This is a genomic window from Nocardioides sp. WG-D5 (assembly GCF_054031175.1).
Genome location: NZ_CM132928.1, coordinates 4266625 through 4282502 on the forward strand (window position 1 = coordinate 4266625; position 15878 = coordinate 4282502).

Here is a 15878-nt window from a genome sequence, read left to right on the forward strand (position 1 = left end):
ATCGCCAGAACTGCAGGCTCGCCCGCCATTTCTGCAGTCTCGGCCACCAAAGGTGCGGTTTCGGCGTCCACAACCACCTACTCGGCTGAGACGAGGCCGCGGCCGGTGATCAGCGGGAGGTCGAGAGGGGAGACCAGGCCGGGGGAGGCGGCGACGACGGCGGGGATGGCGTTGACCAGGCGCTGGGCGGTGACGATCATCCCGGAGACGTTGTGGTCGCCGTGCTCGCCGTGGTGGCTGAACTCGACGGTCATCGTCGGCTCGCCGGTGATCTCGATGCGGTAGCAGCCGTCGCCGGTCGCGGGGACGGGCCAGTCGGGGTCGGAGCCGGCGTCGGTGCGGGTGACGTGCTCGAGGGTGATGCGGGGGATGCCGTCGACGGTGCCGGTGACGGTGAAACGTACGGAGCCCTGGGTGCCCTCGGCGATGTCGACCGACACGGTCTTGGTGTCCTTGAGGGCCGGACGGCGCTCGACGTGCTCGACGAGCGGCTCGTCGAGGGTCACCCCGAGACCGGCGGCGAGCACCCGGACGACGGGACCCCAGGCGGTGCTCAGCACGCCCGGCTCCCACAGGAACGGCTTGTCCTCCAGCGAGCCCCCGAAGCCGAAGAGATCCTTCATGACGACGGGCTGGTAGTAGGTCGAGTAGTCGGCGATCTCGCTGACCCGGAGATGGTCGATCCGCTGCGAGAGCGAAGTCAGCACCAGAGGCAGGACGTCGTTGGCGAAGCCGGGGTCGATGCCGTTGACGTGCAGCGACGCGCCACCCTCCCGCCCGGCGTCGTCGATCCCGGCGATCATCTCGTCCGGCAGCGTGCCCTGCGGGTGTACCAGGATCACGGGTCCGGAGGAGACGACGTTGACCCCGTCCCGGATGAGCTCGGTGAGATCGGAGATCGCCTCGAAGACCCGGTCGTCGGTCATCGCGGCGTGGACGACGCAGTCCGGCGCGAGCGCGATCAGCTCGTCACGAGAGGTGGTCGCGGCCACCCCGAGAGTCCGCCCCAGCCCCGCCAGCTCCCCGGCGTCGACCCCGGCCTTCGCCGGCGTCGAGGTCCAGACCCCGACCAGCTCCAGGTCCGGATGCGCATCGACCCCCGCGATCGCATGGCGTCCCACCGTCCCGGTGGACCAGACGACGACTCTGAGCGGCTTCTCGGGACTTCCAGCGGCGAAGGACATGCCGCCAAATCTAGAACGCGTTACAGTTTCGCGAAAGTGATTCGCCGAGGAAACTCTCCGCCGTTACGTTGACGCCCATGACCGAGGCACTCTTCGAGGACACCCGCCATCCGACCGGCGCCCCCTACGTCGCGGACGAGTCCACGACCCTGCGTACGTTCCTCGACTTCCATCGGGCGACCCTGCTCAGGCAGGTCGCGGGCCTCGACCACGAGCAGGTCAACCGGCCCTTCCCGCCCACGACCATGACCCTGGCGGGACTCCTCAAGCACATGGCGTACGTCGAGGACATCTGGTTCGGCGTACGCCTGGCCGGCAACGTCCCCGTCCCGCCGTTCGACACGGCTCCCTGGGACGACGACCAGGACTGGGACTTCACCAGCGCCTCCGAAGACGACCCCGACCAGCTGCGCACACTGCTTCGCGAGGCGATCGCTCGCTCCAACGAGCTCACCGACGCCGCCGGCTCTCTCGACCACATCGCGGCCGGAAGGAGCCGCGACGGCCAGGAGATCAGCCTGCGCTGGATCCTGGTCCACATGATCGAGGAGTACGCCCGCCACTGCGGCCACGCCGACCTGATGCGCGAGGCCATCGACGGAAGGACGGACATCTGATGCAGATCCGCGAGGCGACGGCCGAGGACTGGCCGCACATCTACCCGTTCTGGTCCGAGATCGTGGAGGCGGGGGAGACCTACGCCTATCCGCTCGGTGCCACCTCCGAGGAGGCCCGAGAGATGTGGATGTACGACCACGTCGTCGTCGCGGTCGAGGGCGATGCCCAGAACGAGCAGATCCTGGGTAGCGCCAAGATGGGGCCGAACCGCCCGGGCCGCGGCAGCCACATCGGCACCGCCTCGTTCATGGTCTCCTCGGCAGCCCGCGGCAAGGGCGTCGGCAGGGCGCTAGGCGACTACTGCGTGCGCTGGCACAAGGACAACGGCTTCCACGGCATCCAGTTCAACGCGGTCGTGGAGACCAACACCACCGCCGTACGTCTGTGGAAGTCGCTCGGGTTCCAGATCATCGGGACCGTCCCGGACGCGTTCGACTCGAGGTCGCACGGCCGGGTCGGCCTCCACGTGATGTATCTGCCGCTGACCTGACCTCAGACCGTCGCGGGGAAGGGGATGCCCGTGTTCGCGTGGCAGCGGTAGCCGTTGGGCACGCGGTCGAGGTACTGCTGGTGGGCGGGCTCGGCGGCGTAGAAGGTCGGCACCTCGCGGATCTCGGTGGTGATCTCGCCGTAGCCGCGCTTCGCGATCTCGTCGCCGTAGACCTTGGTCAGCTCCTCAGCGGTCTCCCGCTGGGCGTCGGAGACGTAGTAGAGCGCCGAGCGGTACTGCGTACCGACGTCGTTGCCCTGCCGCATGCCCTGCGTCGGGTCGTGCACCTCGAAGAACTTCTTCACCAGGTCGGCGTAGGAGACCACGGTGGGGTCGAAGACGACCCGGACCGCCTCGGTGTGGTTGGTCTGACCGCTGCAGACCTCCTCGTAGGTCGGGTTGGCGGTCGTGCCGCCCTGATACCCGACAGCGGTCGAGTAGACCCCCGGCGTCTGCCAGAAGATCTCCTCGGCGCCCCAGAAACAGCCGAGACCGAAGTACGCCACCTCGGCCCCCTCGGGGGCGGTCCCGTCCTCGGGGGAGGCGAGCAGGGGAGTGCCGAGGACCCGGTGCTTCGCAGGCAGCTCGAAGAGCGCCTGGTCGCGCCCGGCGAGCGTGCGGTCCTCGGGGAAGAGCTGAGTCGGTCGGCCGAACATGCGGAACCTCCATTGGTCGGGTTGTCTACCAGTCTCCAACACAGTTCGACGCGCGAACGTTCCCGGATGGGCTGTGCGGCGAGATCGGACGTAGGCTCGGACCGTGAGCGAGCAGCAGCACCTCGGCAAGGCCGGTTTCGAGACCAAGGCGATCCACGCGGGCTACGAGCCCGACCCGACGACGGGTGCGGTGATCCCGCCGATCTACGCCACCACGACCTACAAGCAGGACGGCGTCGGCGGCCTGCGCAACGGCTATGAGTACAGCCGCTCCGCCAACCCGACCCGCACCGCGCTCGAGGGCGCGCTGGCCGCGGTCGAGGACGGCGAGAAGGGGTTCGCCTTCGCCTCCGGTCTGGCGGCCGAGGACACCCTGATCCGCAGCCTGATGCGCCCCGGTGACCACATGGTCATCCCCGACGACGCCTACGGCGGCACCCACCGCCTCATCGACAAGGTCGAGAGCCAGTGGGGCATCGCCCACACGCCGGCCCAGGTCGCCGACGTCGACGCCGTCGCAGCCGCGATCCAGCCCGGCAAGACCAAGGTGGTCTGGGTCGAGACGCCGACCAACCCGCTGCTCAACATCGCCGACATCTCGGCCCTGGCCACCGTCGCCCACGAGGCCGGCGCCCGCCTGGTGGTCGACAACACCTTCGCCAGCCCCTACCTGCAGCAGCCGCTCACGCTGGGCGCCGACGTGGTGGTGCACTCCACGACCAAGTACGTCGGTGGCCACTCCGACGTCGTCGGCGGCGCCGTGGTCGTCCGCGACCTCGAGCTCGCCGACAAGATCGGCTACCTCCAGAACGCCGCCGGCGCGATCGCCGACCCGTTCGGCGCCTGGTTGACCCTGCGCGGCCTCAAGACCCTGGCCGTACGCATGGACCGCCACTGCGACAACGCCGAGCGCGTCGCCGACTTCCTGACCTCGCACCCGAAGGTCGGCGAGGTCATCTACCCCGGTCTGGAGACCCACCCCGGCCACACCGTCGCCCAGAAGCAGATGAAGCGCTTCGGCGGCATGGTCTCCTTCCGGGTGACCGGCGGCGAGGCCCAGGCGCTCGCGGTCTGCGAGCGCACCAAGATCTTCACGCTGGGCGAGTCGCTCGGCGGCGTCGAGAGCCTGATCGAGCACCCGGGCAAGATGACCCATGCCAGCGTCGCCGGCACCGACCTCGAGGTGCCGGCCGACCTGGTCCGGCTCTCCGTCGGGATCGAGTACGCCGAGGACCTGGTCGCCGATCTCGAGCAGGCCCTTGACCAGAGCTGACGCCTCACAGACCGCCGTCTGCGTCGACTTCGGCTCCACCTGGACCAAGGCTCTCCACGTCGACCTCGTCTCGGGCGAGGTCCTCGGGTCCGCGAGCGCGCCGACGTCGCTGCACGAGGTGATGGAGGCGTACGACGCCTGTCTGGCGACCCTCGCCGAGACCGACCCGCGGGCGACGACGGCCGAGATCCTGGCCTGCTCCTCGGCGGGCGGCGGGCTGCGGATCGCCGTGGTCGGCAACGAGGAGCTGGTGACCGCCGAGGCCGGTCGGCGGGTGGCGCTGTCCAGCGGCGGCAAGGTCGTCGCGGTGATCGCGACCGCTGGCCGTGAGGCCGAGGGTGACCTGGGGGCCACGCTCAGCTCCACGACCCCTGATCTGGTGCTGCTGACCGGCGGTACCGACGGCGGCAACCGGGACGCCATCGTCTCCGCCGCGCGCGAGCTGGCCGCGGCCGGCTGGCGCGGGCCGGTCGTTGTCGCGGGCAACCGCGATGCCAACCCCGAGATCGACGAGATCCTGGCCGACGTACCCCATGTGACCTGCGAGAACGTGGTTCCCAAGATCGGCGTGCTGGCGCCCGAGAGCGCCCGCGCGGCGGTCCGGGAGATGTTCCTCGAGCACGTGATCGGCGGCAAGAACCTCAGCAGCCGGGCCGACTTCCGGCGGATCGTCCAGGGCGCGACCCCCGATGTGGTCCTCCAGGGCGTGGAGACGCTGGCCGAGGTGCTCGGCGAGGACGTGGTCGTCGTCGACGTCGGCGGCGCCACGACCGACGTGCACAGCGTGGTCCGCCCCGATCCCGAGGCCGAGCACGTCCGCGAGGAGGTCGTCGCGGTCACTCCGGTGACCCGGACGGTCGAGGGCGATCTGGGGATGCGCTGGTCGGCCCCGACCACCCTCGATGCCGCCGACCACGGCGACCCGTCCCTGGCCGAGTCCGATCTCTCCGGCGAGGTCGACTACCGGCGCAACCACCCCGGTTGGCTGCCGCGCACGGAGCAGGACAAGGACATCGACGAGCTTCTGGCGAGGATCGCGATCTGCACCGCGCTGCAGCGGCACGCCGGACGGTCCCGGGTCGTGCTGTCCCCGAGCGGCAAGGTCATCGAGCGCACCGGCACCGACCTGCGCCGGGTCGGCGTGGTGATCGGCTCCGGCGGCGTACTCAGGCACGGTCGTCCGCACATCGAGGACCGCGTCATGCGCTGGTCGGCGCGCGGTGGGTGGCAGCTTCCGGAGGCGCCGCTGCGGACGGTCGACAGCGACTACGTGCTCGCCGCGGTGGGCCTGCTCGCGCGGTCGCACCCGGCCACGGCACGCCACCTTGCGACCCACCTCACACCCTCCCGGTAGCCTCTGTCAGGTGACGGATCAGGGGGATGCACCCGGCGGCGAGAAGTCGACCGCGAAGGAAAGTTTCGAGCGGATGACGGGTGCGTTCAGACGCAACCGCGAGGCGCGTGAGGCCCATCGCCTGGCCCAGCGCCAAGCGCAGGAGGAGGCCGACGCGCGGGAGTCCGCAGAGGTGGCCAAGGAGGCCGCCGCCGAGGCTCGCGAGTCGGCCGAGAACTTCGCGCTGCGCCTCGTCAACCAGTTCGAGCGTCTGCGCGAGGGGCGCCAGGAGCAGCTGGCCGCTCCCGAGCCGGTGACGGCTCCGACCTCCGCGAGCCGGACCAACGTCCCCTACGGTGTCGAGATGGCGGCCCAGTGGGGCTGGCGGTTCCTGGTCATCGTCGCGGCCGGCTATCTGATCGTCCGCGCTCTCGGCTTCCTCAGCATCGTCGTGGTCCCGGTGGTGATCGCCCTCCTGATCGCCGCGCTCGTCTCCCCGGTGGTCGACGGCCTGGCCCGGGTCGGCCTCAAGCGGAGCATCTCGGCGCTCTTCGTGGTGATCGGGGTGCTCGCGGCGGTCATCGCCATGCTCAGCTTCGCCGGCACCCAGGTCGCCAACGGCTTCACCGACCTGGCCGGGCAGACCGTCAAGGCGCTCGACGAGATCCGTGACTGGCTGATCAACGGCCCGTTCCACGCGAGCGAGACCCAGATCGACACCTGGCTCAACACGGTGCAGACCACCGTGGAGGACTGGGCGGCGGCGTACGCGTCCAACCCGTTCTCCCGGGTCAGCGAGGTCGGCGGGGTCGCCCTCGACGTCTTCGCCGGGCTGTTCATCGTGCTCTTCTCCACCTACTTCTTCTGCGCCGAGGGCGAGCGGATCTGGGGCTGGCTGGTGCGGCTCGCGCCGCGGGCCGCCCGCAGCCGGATGGACAGCTCGGGCCGGGTCGCGTGGGTCTCGCTGACGCAGTTCACCCGCGCCACGGTGATCGTCGCCGCGGTCGATGCGGTCGGCATCATGATCATCGCCGCGGCGCTGCAGATCCCGTTCGTGGTGGCGATCGGCGTGCTCGTCTTCCTGAGCTCCTTCGTGCCGCTGATCGGCGCCACCGTCGCGGGCGCGGTCGCCGTGCTCGTCGCGCTGGTGTCCCAGGGACCGGTGACGGCGCTGCTGATGCTCGGTGGCGTGATCCTCGTCCAGCAGCTCGAGGCCCACGGCCTGCAGCCGTTCCTGCTCGGCCGCTGGGTCCGGGTCCACCCGCTCGGCGTCATCCTCGCGGTCGCCACCGGCATCGTGCTCGGTGGTGTGGCCGGTGCGCTCGTGGCGGTGCCGCTCGTGGCCGCTCTCAACGCGGTGGCCAACCACCTGACCGCGGTCCCGGCCACGGCATCGGCCACGACATCGACCACGGCATCGGCCACGACCTCGACCACGGCATCGGCCACGCCCGCTCCGCCGACGTCGCCACCGCCCCCGGCCACCGGCCCGACGTCCCCACCCCCACCGAGCCCAGGAGCAGGCGGTGCCTGAGATGCACGCTCAGCCGACGTACGACGACATCCTCGAGGCCCGCGAGCTGCTGCGCGACCACATCACCGAGACCCCGGTCCAGGGGTCCCGCTGGCTCACCGACATCGTCGGCGACAAGGTCGTCCTCAAGTGCGAGAACCTGCAGCGTACGGGCTCCTTCAAGGCCCGCGGAGCCTTCGTACGCATCGCCCGGCTGCCCGAGGACCAGCGCAAGAACGGGGTGGTGGCCGCGAGTGCGGGCAACCACGCCCAGGGGGTCGCGCTGGCGGCGACCACCCTCGGCATCCCGTCGACCGTGTTCATGCCCGAGGGAGCGCCGATCCCGAAGGAGAAGGCCACCCGCGCCTACGGCGCGGACGTGATCTTCGAGGGCCAGTACGTCGACCAGTGCCTCGATGCCGCGATGGCCTTCGCCGCGCGCACCGGCGCCGTGATGATCCACCCCTTCGACCATCCCGACGTGGTCGCGGGCCAGGGCACGATCGGGCTCGAGATCCTCGAGCAGGCCCCCGACGTGAAGACGGTGGTCATCCCGCTCGGCGGTGGCGGCCTCCTGGCCGGTGCGGCGCTCGCGATCAAGGCGAAGCACCCTGACGTGAAGGTGATCGGCGTGCAGGCGGAGACCGCCGCCGCCTACCCGGTCTCGCTGCGCGAGGGCCGTCCGATCCGGCTCGACAAGATGCCGACGATGGCCGACGGCATCGCCGTCGGGCTGCCGGGGGAGACCAACTTCCCGATGATCCAGTCCTACGTCGACGAGATCCGCACCGTCTCGGAGGAGTCGATCTCGAGCGCGCTGCTCGCGCTCGTCGAGCGGGCCAAGCTGGTCGTCGAGCCCGCGGGAGCCGTGGGAGTCGCCGCCCTGATGGACGCGCCCGAGGCCTTCGAGGGGCCGGTCGTGGTGGTGCTCTCCGGGGGCAACATCGACCCGCTCCTGCTCGGCAAGGTGATCCAGCACGGCATGACGCTGGCCGGGCGCTATCTGCCGGTCGCGGTCACGATCCCCGACCAGCCCGGCGCGCTGGCCACCTTGCTCTCGGTGATCGGCGACACCGGCGCCAACGTCATGGAGGTCGTGCACTCGCGCACCAACCCCGGGCTGAGGCTGGCCGAGGTCGGCGTGCAGCTCCAGCTGGAGACCCGCGGCCAGAACCACGCCGAGCGCGTCCTCGAACAGCTGCGCAGCAAGGGCTATCCCGCTGTCAGTCCCTGACGTTCCGGGGAGCGGTCTCGAGGCCAGATTGAGCAACGTTTCGGTCGCGAACTGTCTCCGGGTGTGGTTGCCTTGTTAAACTGAACGTTCTGACAATCTCCCGCAGAACGTTCCGCTGGGTGAACTACGCCCGCACAGCAGGGAGAAAAGGCGCCGGTTGATGGGGGTTGACCGGCGCCCCTTACCTATTCACTACCCATCAGGAGTAACTCGCTATGACTCAGTCGACCGAGACCACGGCTGCCACGATCTGGCTCAGCAAGGGTGCATTCGACAAGCTCACCGCGGAGTTGGAATACCTGAAGGGCCCCCGGCGCCAGGAGATCCTCGCCGAGATCAGCTCCGCCCGCGACGAAGGTGACCTCAAGGAGAACGGCGGCTACCACGCCGCTCGTGAGGAGCAGGGCAAGCTCGAGGGTCAGATCCAGCAGCTCGAGGCGTTGCTCCGCAAGGCGGACACGACGGTCCCCGAGGACGACGACGTCGTCTCGGTCGGCAAGCTGGTCACGTTCAAGTTCGAGGGCGATGACGACGACGAGGCCGAGACCCGTCTGATCGCCTCGATCGAGATGAAGGACTACGCCGGCGGCGTCGAGATCTCCTCCGCCGCCTCGCCGATCGGTGCTGCCCTCATCGGCGCCCGCGTCGGTGACACGGTGACCTACGAGGGTCCTCGCGGGCCGCTCAAGGTCGAGATCCTCAAGACCGAGGTCTACACCGGCTGATCCACATCGGTGACTGCGCGGTCACTCGACCGTGCAGTCACCCCACTCGACCCGCAGCGCGCGGCGCTCGGTCGGGACGGTGATCGTCTGACGCCCCTCGGCGGCGGTGAACTCGAGGTGGCCGACCTTCTCCTCCTGGTCGTCCTCCGCCTCGACGGTGCAGACCGGCTTCGCGTCCTTGTCGTGGAGGCGTACGACGAAGGTCACCTCGACCTCGTTCTCGCTGACCGCCTCCCACTTCTCCAGCCCGGAGGAGACCTCGGGGTGCAGCGCGAGCCACAGCGCCCAGCCGAACCAGCCGACGACGGCGACCAGGGCGAGGATCAGCGCGATCATGAGTACGCCGGGACGACGGCGCGGGCCGCGACCGTAGCGGGTCGCGATGCGGGAATCTTCGGCTGACGGCGTGCTCACCAGGCCATGGTCCCATCCTGCCGGAGCAGACCGCACATCCGTCCCCGCGGCCTACCACGAAAGTTGTCCGCGGAGTGGGAGCGGGTAACCGAAACGTGAGACGGGGCGTGGTTAGGATTGAACCCATGCCAGAGCAGCTCCAGCAGGCCTTCCGCCTGATGCACGTGCACGCGCACCCCGACGACGAGTCGAGCAAGGGCGCCGGGATCACGGCGAAGTACGTCGCCGAGGGTGTCGACGTCCATGTCGCGACGTGTACGGGTGGCGAGCGGGGCGACATCCTCAACCCGAAGATGGAGCGCCCGGGGATCCTGGAGAACATCCACGAGATCCGCCGCGAGGAGATGCATCGCGCCCGCGACATCCTCGGCATCAAGCAGGACTGGCTGGGCTTCGTCGACTCGGGCTGGGTCGAGGAGTTCATGGAGGTCAAGGATGTGGCGGCCAAGGACTGGTCGCTGCTCCCCGAGGGCTGCTTCGGCCGGATGCCGCTCGAGGTGAGCACGCGCCGGCTCGTCGAGATCATCCGCTCGTTCCGGCCGCACGTGGTCACGACGTACGACGAGAACGGGGGCTACCCGCACCCCGACCACATCATGTGCCACCGGGTCTCGGTGGAGGCGTTCCGGGCGGCGGGCGACCCCGACCTGTTCCCGGACGCGGGCGAGCCGTGGCAGCCGCTGAAGCTCTACTACAGCCACACCTTCAACTACCCGCGCATGGTCGCCCTGCACGAGGCGATGAAGAGCCACGGGCTCAGCTCGCCCTACGAGGAGCGCCTCGAGGACTGGAAGCCCGACCCGGGCTGGGACGAGCGGGTCACCACGAAGGTGGAGTGCGCCGACTTCTTCGGCGTACGTGACCAGGCGCTGCTCGCGCACGCCACCCAGATCGACCCCGACGGCCCCTGGTTCGCGGTGCCCCGGGAGATCGAGAAGGAGGCCTGGCCGACCGAGGACTACGAGCTGGTGACCTCCTACGTGCCGGTGCCCGAGGCCGAGAAGCGCCAGGAGACCGACCTGTTCGCCGGCCTCGACCGCTCCACCGCCGACGACGAGGGCAAGGCCGCGGTCGGCCGCGAGATCAGCTTCGGCAAGGTGATCACCGCCTGAGCGGGCTGAGCCCAGGCTGAAGCATTCTCAGGCGAAGGTGAGACAATGTCCCCATGTCCGGCCTTCCGATGACGACTCTGGCGACGACGCAGTCGTTCCACACCTCTCAGCCCGCTCCTGAGCCCAACCCGCCCCAGGACGAGGACGTCGTGGCGGGCTGGACCGCCTTCGGCATCTTCATCGCGCTCTGCGTCGCCGTCGCGGTGATCGCCTGGAGCATGCTGCGCCAGTTCAAGAAGGTCGAGAAGGCCAAGGTCGAGGGCGTCTTCGGCGAGGAGGCCCAGGCCGAGGCGATCGCCCAGCAGGCCGCCAAGGACGAGATCAAGAAGCTGAAGCGCTAGTCCCCGCGGAGCGGCGGCGTCGCACCAGCCACCACGCGGCGACGCCGGCCAGCGCGAGAACGCCCAGCGTGCCGCCGAGCTGCACCAGGGCGCTGAGCCCCGTCGCCGCGGCCCGGGACTCGTCGAGCGACCAGCCGTGGGAGCGGGCGTCGCCTGCGTACGCCGCCTTCTGGCCGTTCGGGCCCGAGGCGAGGGTCTGGTACGCAGGATGCAGGTCGGTCAGCATGTCGATCTCGATCCTCGTGGACGAGGTCGGTGACGGACAGTCGAAGGTGACGGTGGTGCCGTCGGCGATGAGATCCTCGCCCGGCTCGACCGACCCGTCGCAGCCCTCGATCCGGATGTGGTCGAGGACGTAGTCGGCATAGGCCTCCGACCGCGCCAGCGCCGTCTCGTCGCCGGACTCGTAGAGGACGACGCCGTCGAGCGTCATCCGGTCCGGCGGCAGCGCGCCGACCTGCACGGCGAGGTAGGCGATGTCGTCGGTGGCCCCGAACCGCCAGGTCACCTCGGGGGCGCTGGTGCTCCCGGCGATCGTCGCGGTCTGCGGGGCTCCGAACGGATGAGCGTCGGCGGGCAGGCCCGCGGTGGCCGCCAGCACGAAGCCGGCGACCACCGCGAGAGCCCGGGGCAGAAGAGCCACTAGCGCTGCTTGACCGTGAGCGTGAAGTTCGTGGTGGCAGGCCGGTGAGCCGGGTCGCCCGGGTAGACGACCTGCACCTGGTGGCGCCCCGGCGGCGGGAGCACGTCCACGTCGCACTCGGCCGCCCCGCGTCGCGCGGGCGCCTCGCACAGCACGTCCTCGCCGATGAGGAACTGCACCGTGCCGGTGGCGCTGCGCGGCGTGATCGACGTACGCAGCGTCAGGTCCCGCCCGAACCGGACCGTGACGTCCTTCGCGGTGAGCGTGACCGGCTTCAGGTCGGGCGTCTCGGGCTCCTCCACGACGACCGCGCGCGAGGCGACGGCCTGGTTGCCGTTGGTATCGGTGACCGTGTAGGTCAGCGGGTAGGCGCCCGGCGTGTTCGTGTCGACGCTCCCGGTGACCTGGATCGACGAGGTGAGGTCACCGTCGGCGTTGTCGGTGGCGCTGACCCCGTCCAGCGGGTCGAACTCGGCCCCCACCTGCAGCGTCGTCGAGGCCGGGACCTTCAGCACCGGCGGTGTGGTGTCGGTGCCCGCCGCGGTGGCCAGGAAGACGCCGCCGAACTGGTCGATCGAGCCGAGGGTCTGGGTCTCACCGGCCTGACCGGTGCGCGAGGTCGAGGTCCACGCGTACACCTCACCCTCGGTCAGCCCGCTCCACTCCACCGTCGCCGGCCAGCCCGAACGTGCCGTGTCCGTGCCGATCACGGTGTCGGTGGGGGTGACCACCGTCAGCGCGTCGGTCGTGAACGACGTACGCCGGGTGGAGAGGTCCACCGGGAGCGTCAGGTTGTCCTCGGCGCCGTTGTAGCGGTGGCGGTCGTCGTACTCCGTCGCCCCGAAGTCGTCCAGGTGCGGGGAGTAGGTGTCGATCGACATCTCCGAGCGCTCGGTGTCGAACTGCAGCAGGCGGAGGTAGGAGGCGCCGAACTGCAGCAGGTCGGTCGCCTTGTGGTCGACGGTGCCGTCACCGTTGAGGTCGATGTTGCCGGAGGCGTCGACGGAGTCGGGGAAGAGTTCCCCGGCGGTCACCTTGTAGAACTGGTAATCGGCGAGCAGCTCCACCACGTTGTGCGAGACGGTGGCGCCGATGCCGCGCTTGAGGTTGGTGCCGACGCCGTGCTCGTGGCCGGCGAGGACCAGGAACACGTTGGGGTTGGCCTCCACGACCTGGTCGTAGAGCCGGGAGCCGTCGGTGGAGAACTTCGCCCCGCGCCCGTCGGGAGCCGAGGACGGCGCCAGGTAGGCGTGGGTGCTCAGGATGCCGTTGCGGTCGGGGAAGCGGGAGAAGATCTCGCTCGCCCAGGCCGCCTCCTCCTCGGTGACCCCGTAGGAGAGACCGACCGCGACGAAGTCGAGCCCGCCGGCGGAGAAGAGCACGTAGTTGTTCTGGTTGTCCGTGCCGGGTGTGACCACGTTGCCCGAGGCGTCGGTCTCCTCGTCCCAGGCGTGGTAGGAGGCACCCTCGGGCCAGGTCTGCGCCGCCTCGTAGTAGCGCGACGGGCTGAAGTAGCGGCTGAACCGCGACTGCGGCCCGATCTCCTTGCCGCCCTGGTTGTCGTGGTTGCCGGCGACGACCTGGTTGACCACGCCGGCCTTGTCCAGGGTCGACTGCGCGTCCGAGGTGAACTCGAACTCGCGGGTGATCTGCTCGTCCAGCCCCGGGTAGAGCAGGTTGCCGTTGGCATCGCTGGCCAACGGGTCCTTGGTGTCGTTCTCGGTCACGTCACCGGTGTGCGAGGTGAAGGCGATCTTGCGCCGGTCGGCGTTGTCGCGGATCCACTCGGTCTCGGCGCGGTAGGCGCGCTGCCACACCGCCTGCTCCTCGACCAGCTGCACGTCGGAGGGCTCCTCGATCCCGTTGAAGTTCTCGTACGTCCCGCCGGCCGCACCCTCGGCGATGTACTGGGTGTCGGTGAAGTGGGCGAAGGAGAAGTCGTAGTCCTCGGGGTTCTCGAAGTGGTCCTTGTCGTCGGCGGCCGTCTCGTCGCGCGGCGAGAGGTCGTCGGCGAACGGGTCGATGCCGGTCACCAGGACGTGCACGACGCCGTCGTCGACGTGCGCGGCCAGCGTACGGCCGCGCAGCGTGGTGTCGCCGTCGGCGATCCCGCGGGCGGAGGCGAGCTCGTCCCAGCGGTTCTCGACCGTGTTCCACACCCGCAGCGAGACCGATCGGGCCGGGTCGGCCGTGCCCGTCCAGACCACGTGGCGACGCGCGTCGGAGGCCGGGACGGTGACGTCGTAGCGCTGGAACGGGATGAGCTTGCTCGAGGCGCTGTCGGTGGTCTTGCCGTCGGGCGCCTGCTTTCCGGCGATCGTCTCGGGCGAGGAGTAGTCGAACTCGAGCGCGCTCGGGAGCACCGGCACGACGCCCTGGAAGCCGCCGTCCGCGACCGAGGCGGAGGCCGCCTTGAAGGTCGTGGTCACGTCGGAGCCGTCGGGGCTGTTGGCGATCGCGGAGAGGGTCACCGTGCCCTCGCCCTGGCCGGTGTCGGTCCCGCCGCCGGTCGGGATCGCGTCGGAGGTGAAGGTCGAGGTGTGCGCGACCGGTCGCCCGAAGACGTCCTTCGCGGTGATCTCGATGGTGTGCTCGCCGGCGGCGAGACCGGCGCCGATCTCCTGACCGGGCTGGATCGGGTCCCCGTCCAGCGTGTAGGCCCAGCCCGAGGCGTTGCCCTGGTTGGTGACGTCGACGGCGAACTCGGTCGGGGTGGTGAGGTGCACACCGGCCGCGGGAGTGGTGCCGTTGACGACCACGCCCGCGTCGCGGACGTCACCGAGCGCAGCCACGTTGAGGGCGTCGGCCTGGTCCGCGGTGAGCACGTCGGTGAAGATGCGGGCGTTGCGTACGGTGACCGGCGACCAGAACTGGTTGACCGAGTCGGCGCCGACGTAGAAGGAGTTGAGGGCGCTGCCGCCGGGGCGGGTCAGCGGGGCGGGCGCGGCGATCGAGGCGGCCAGCCGGCCGTCGACGTAGAGCCGGGCGGTGGTGCCGTCCCAGGTGCCGACCGCGTGGTACCAGCGACCGGTCTCGATCGCGACCTGTGCGTTGCGGTAGGCGCCGCCGGCGTGGACCGCGAAGGTCAGCTTCCCGCTGTAGACGACGATCGAGTAGCCGCCGCCCTCCTTCTCGGAGCAGATCGAGTGCTCGGTCCCGTTCGGGTAGGTGCCGTTGTCCTTGAAGGTGCACTCGATGGAGACCTGGTCGTCGATCAGGTCCCAGGCCGAGGAGCCCATCGCATAGGCGTACGCGTCGTCGGAGCCGTCGAAGGAGGCGACCTTGGCCTTCAGCGCGGTGTCGTCGGAGATCACCGGCTCGCCGACCGTGGTCACGGCGCGGCCGGTGTCGTCCGACGGCGTGCCGTCGTCGAAGTCGACGTCGAGCACGTCCGCGGCCGGCACCGGGGGAGCGGTGTCGTAGGCGCCCGCCAGGGCCGCGGCCTCGGCGTCGGTCACCGCACGGGCGAAGAGCGAGGCGCCGGCGAAGGACGCCGGCGGGGCGGGCTGGCCGATGCCGCTCGGCGCCGAGTCGGCGCCGACGACGAAGCGGCGCGAGGTGGCGGCCGGGGCCTGCAGGGTGCCGGTGGCCGCGGTCGAGCCGGCCTTGGTGCCGTTGACGTAGAGGCTCAGCGTCTGGCCGTCCCAGACCGAGAGCACGTGATACCACCGGTCGGCCGTGATCGGGGTCAGCACCGACTTGTAGCCGCCACCGATGTGGGCCATCGTGCCCAGGTTGGAGCCGGTCACGTAGACCGAGTAGCCGCCGGCCTCCTTGTTGGAGCAGAGGTCCTTCTCGTTGCTGGTCGGCAGCGTGGTCTCGACCCGGAAGACGCACTCGATGGTGAAGCCCTGCTGCAGGTCGGCCCACGGGTCGTGCTCGACGGAGACGGCATCATCGACGCCGTCGACGGTCATGACGCCGGTCGGCGTCTCGGCCAGCGTGTCGTCGGTGCCGTACGTCGGCGCGCCCCAGGTGCGCGGCTCCAGGGACCGGGCGCGCTCGTGCGGAGCGCCGCCCTCGAAGTCGATGTCGAGCACGTCGGCCGTCGGGGCGTCCACGGTCGCCAGGGCCGCCGGCGGCGGCCCGGTCAGCGGTGCGCCGACCGCGGTGTAGGTCGCGGCACTGGCGGGTGTGACGGCGTCGCCGGGGAGGGCGGCGACGACGCCCCCGGCGAGGGCCAGACCCGCGACCGCGGCGAGAAGCCGCGTTCGTCTGGGTCGGGCGAAGCTGGCACTCGTTACGGCGAACACGATGCTCCTTGGGGGTCATGCGGCAATGAGACGTGCGGCATCGCCCGAGGTGCCGAACAGCCGGACACCCGTGTCCGGCCAGTCTGAAA

At 70.2% G+C, this 15878-nt stretch carries 14 protein-coding genes; 9 read left to right on the plus strand and 5 right to left on the minus strand.

The window, feature by feature from the left end; translation table 11 throughout:
* Window positions 1-77 precede the first annotated feature (77 nt).
* Window positions 78-1184 (minus strand): NAD(P)H-dependent amine dehydrogenase family protein, encoded by a 1107-nt coding sequence (locus ACWZJV_RS20570; RefSeq protein ID WP_457178276.1) that lies wholly within the window; start codon window positions 1182-1184, stop codon window positions 78-80.
* Between the two features lie 77 nt (window positions 1185-1261).
* Between ACWZJV_RS20570 and ACWZJV_RS20575 the strand changes: the two genes are divergently transcribed.
* Complete coding sequence (locus tag ACWZJV_RS20575; protein ID WP_457178278.1) at window positions 1262-1801, plus strand: DinB family protein; 540 nt, start codon at window positions 1262-1264, stop codon at window positions 1799-1801.
* Window positions 1801-2292 carry an N-acetyltransferase family protein gene (locus tag ACWZJV_RS20580; RefSeq protein WP_457178280.1) on the plus strand — a complete coding sequence of 164 codons (492 nt, stop codon included), beginning with the start codon at window positions 1801-1803 and terminating at the stop codon, window positions 2290-2292. Before ACWZJV_RS20575 ends, ACWZJV_RS20580 begins: the two co-directional genes overlap by 1 nt.
* A 2-nt stretch (window positions 2293-2294) precedes the next feature.
* Here the strand turns inward: ACWZJV_RS20580 and msrA are convergent, their stop codons facing one another.
* Window positions 2295-2948 carry a peptide-methionine (S)-S-oxide reductase MsrA gene (msrA, locus tag ACWZJV_RS20585; RefSeq protein WP_457178282.1) on the minus strand — a complete coding sequence of 218 codons (654 nt, stop codon included), beginning with the start codon at window positions 2946-2948 and terminating at the stop codon, window positions 2295-2297.
* A gap of 103 nt (window positions 2949-3051) precedes the next feature.
* Between msrA and ACWZJV_RS20590 the strand changes: the two genes are divergently transcribed.
* The 5 genes from ACWZJV_RS20590 to greA all read left to right on the plus strand — a co-directional run bounded on the left by ACWZJV_RS20590 (window position 3052) and on the right by greA (window position 9026).
* Window positions 3052-4221 carry a cystathionine gamma-synthase gene (locus tag ACWZJV_RS20590; RefSeq protein WP_008359243.1) on the plus strand — a complete coding sequence of 390 codons (1170 nt, stop codon included), beginning with the start codon at window positions 3052-3054 and terminating at the stop codon, window positions 4219-4221.
* Window positions 4208-5575 carry a glutamate mutase L gene (locus ACWZJV_RS20595; RefSeq protein ID WP_457178284.1) on the plus strand — a complete coding sequence of 456 codons (1368 nt, stop codon included), beginning with the start codon at window positions 4208-4210 and terminating at the stop codon, window positions 5573-5575. Before ACWZJV_RS20590 ends, ACWZJV_RS20595 begins: the two co-directional genes overlap by 14 nt.
* 10 nt (window positions 5576-5585) lie before the next feature.
* Window positions 5586-7088 (plus strand): AI-2E family transporter, encoded by a 1503-nt coding sequence (locus ACWZJV_RS20600; protein WP_457178286.1) that lies wholly within the window; start codon window positions 5586-5588, stop codon window positions 7086-7088.
* A gap of 1 nt (window position 7089) precedes the next feature.
* Window positions 7090-8301, plus strand: coding sequence for a threonine ammonia-lyase (gene ilvA, locus ACWZJV_RS20605; protein ID WP_457181965.1), 1212 nt, complete (start codon window positions 7090-7092; stop codon window positions 8299-8301).
* Between the two features lie 215 nt (window positions 8302-8516).
* A complete protein-coding gene (gene greA / locus ACWZJV_RS20610) occupies window positions 8517-9026 on the plus strand; it encodes a transcription elongation factor GreA (RefSeq protein ID WP_008359238.1) in 510 nt (169 codons plus the stop codon).
* Window positions 9027-9047: 21 nt separating this feature from the next.
* Here the strand turns inward: greA and ACWZJV_RS20615 are convergent, their stop codons facing one another.
* On the minus strand, window positions 9048-9440 hold the full coding sequence (locus ACWZJV_RS20615; RefSeq protein WP_040755310.1) for a DUF4307 domain-containing protein: 393 nt from the start codon (window positions 9438-9440) through the stop codon (window positions 9048-9050).
* 125 nt (window positions 9441-9565) lie between these two features.
* Between ACWZJV_RS20615 and mca the strand changes: the two genes are divergently transcribed.
* Both mca and ACWZJV_RS20625 read left to right on the plus strand, forming a co-directional pair.
* The gene (gene mca / locus ACWZJV_RS20620) at window positions 9566-10552 is read left to right on the plus strand and encodes a mycothiol conjugate amidase Mca (protein WP_008359236.1); all 987 of its coding nucleotides are present in this window, start codon (window positions 9566-9568) and stop codon (window positions 10550-10552) included.
* Between the two features lie 53 nt (window positions 10553-10605).
* Window positions 10606-10893 (plus strand): hypothetical protein, encoded by a 288-nt coding sequence (locus ACWZJV_RS20625; RefSeq protein WP_008359235.1) that lies wholly within the window; start codon window positions 10606-10608, stop codon window positions 10891-10893.
* Here the strand turns inward: ACWZJV_RS20625 and ACWZJV_RS20630 are convergent.
* Both ACWZJV_RS20630 and ACWZJV_RS20635 read right to left on the minus strand, forming a co-directional pair.
* Window positions 10874-11536 carry a hypothetical protein gene (locus ACWZJV_RS20630; protein WP_457178289.1) on the minus strand — a complete coding sequence of 221 codons (663 nt, stop codon included), beginning with the start codon at window positions 11534-11536 and terminating at the stop codon, window positions 10874-10876. The genes ACWZJV_RS20625 and ACWZJV_RS20630 overlap by 20 nt on opposite strands.
* The gene (locus ACWZJV_RS20635; RefSeq protein ID WP_457178291.1) at window positions 11536-15789 is read right to left on the minus strand and encodes a LamG-like jellyroll fold domain-containing protein; all 4254 of its coding nucleotides are present in this window, start codon (window positions 15787-15789) and stop codon (window positions 11536-11538) included. The genes ACWZJV_RS20630 and ACWZJV_RS20635 overlap by 1 nt, the downstream gene beginning before the upstream one ends.
* Window positions 15790-15878: the final 89 nt, after the last annotated feature.